This window comes from Segatella copri (genome assembly GCF_019127135.1).
Taxonomy (GTDB): domain Bacteria; phylum Bacteroidota; class Bacteroidia; order Bacteroidales; family Bacteroidaceae; genus Prevotella.
Genome location: NZ_JAHOEA010000135.1, coordinates 1 through 1,754 on the forward strand (window position 1 = coordinate 1; position 1,754 = coordinate 1,754).

At 42.1% G+C, this 1,754-nt stretch carries 3 protein-coding genes; 2 read left to right on the forward strand and 1 reads right to left on the reverse strand.

The annotated features are described in order from the left end of the window. A partial coding sequence (locus KSW37_RS15485; RefSeq protein WP_217315340.1) for a PD-(D/E)XK nuclease family transposase occupies positions 1-280 on the reverse strand: 280 nt, incomplete at its 3' end. 581 nt (positions 281-861) lie between these two features. Between KSW37_RS15485 and KSW37_RS15490 the strand changes: the two genes are divergently transcribed. Together KSW37_RS15490 and KSW37_RS15495 are read left to right on the forward strand one after the other, a co-directional pair. After that, positions 862-1,305 (forward strand): hypothetical protein, encoded by a 444-nt coding sequence (locus tag KSW37_RS15490; RefSeq protein ID WP_119238656.1) that lies wholly within the window; start codon positions 862-864, stop codon positions 1,303-1,305. An 11-nt stretch (positions 1,306-1,316) separates the two neighbouring features. Beyond that, positions 1,317-1,754 (forward strand): BT4734/BF3469 family protein (locus KSW37_RS15495; RefSeq protein WP_217315341.1); only part of this gene is annotated, 438 nt, incomplete at its 3' end.

Here is a 1,754-nt window from a genome sequence, read left to right on the forward strand (position 1 = left end):
CGCGATCCTTGAAATACGTCTGGTAGGCATTCTGCATTTCTACAATGAATTTCTCGCCGTTTTCGCCCTCACAATATACATCAAAGATGGCTCTGCGGTCGGTATAGACATCTCCCACATGCTCTGGATTCAGATACGATACGTCCTTAACAACCTGTCTGCCATTAAACAAGCTGTTGAGGAAGCAAATGAGCAAATCCTTGTTCATTGCTGTTCCAAAAATTCGCTTGAAGCCGAAGTCGGTCAGCAAGCTGATGTATCTTTCTTCTACCTGTTTCATACGCTTTATGTTTTTATTTTGTTTTGCAAAGATAATGCAAACGAGCGCAGAATATCAAGCTTGCTTGAATATTTTGCCGAGTGCAGTTTATCTTCTGCAAAGATACGCTGAATATTTGTAACTTCCAAATTTTTAGGGCTGTTTTTTACATAGAGGAGAGGAAAGTCTTTTTACTTCTCCCTTCACCACCCTTCACCACCCTTCACCCTTAACTCTCTGACCCACAAAATATTAAACAAAAAGGTGAAGGGTGAAGGGTTGAAAACTCTTTTATATATATACGCGTGAAGGGTAAGGGTAAAAACCGAAAAAAAGACCCTAGGGTCAAAAATCGCAAAATCCATAAAATAAAGAATATAATATAGAGTTTAAAATATACCCTTCACCCTTCACCTCGTCATTTTTCTGCTTTTTCTTCCGCCAGGCAATACAAAACCAAACATCATCTTCATCTTCAAAATACCCCCAGAAAGGGGCACCGATTTGCTGCGTTAAAAACTTTAACCTAGGTTATTGTTTGCAAAAATTGAGCGTCATGACGCTCAACCACCCAATTCACAAATTTGTAGTAATTTCGCAGCATGAACAATCAAAAGATTAAAGAAACATTAGACATGGGCAGTTTTTTAAAAGAACTGGCAGAAGAAGGCAACGTAAAATTCGGCTTTGCCAAAAAGTTAGGTATAAACCAAATAAAGCTGTTAGAAATCGAGGGCGGCAGGAATACCGTTAGCATGGATATAGAGAACGGAACATTCACTCCCGAAAAACTCCTTGCCATGGAAGAGGCTATCAAAAGCTACCTGAGGCAGAAAGACATAGAGAACAGACATCAGGAAGGATACCAATCCAAACTGAAAATCTACAAGGAAAAAGTAGACAGGTGGGAGGAAGAGAAAGGAGATGATTATTGGGAAGAGAGAAACAGAAAATGGGCACTGTTCAGAGAAAAACTTCCATACAACTCGGTTTCCAGGAAATCCGCTAAAATTTATGAGAAATTCATTAAACTGACAACCCTTTAAATTTTAAAAATATGGCAAAAAAGAAAACAACAGAAGCAATCAACAGAGAACAGGAAGCCATGGAGGAGAAAGAGGCCTTGCCCTCATTTTTCACTAACCTGTTTTCCTCTGCCAGCAACCCGCTCCCTAACAGAGCGGTGCTGGAGTACAACATCATGCATTCGGCACCTGTAAAAGCCAATACCGAAGGCTACAGGGCGATGATGAAGGTGGACAAGAGAACGGCAGAGGACATCAAGCACCGGCTGCCCTGCATCACTCCCAGCGTGCAGCTCAAAGGTAATGCCAAGAAGCTGACCGACTTCAGGAAGGAAACCTTCTGGCTGATGCTCGATTATGATGACGTGCCTCCCGAAGACATCGCAGAGCTTAAGAAAAAAGCCCTGAAACAGCGCTTCACCATGGTCTTCTACATCACCGTCTCGGGCAAGGGATTCCGCATCCTGCTC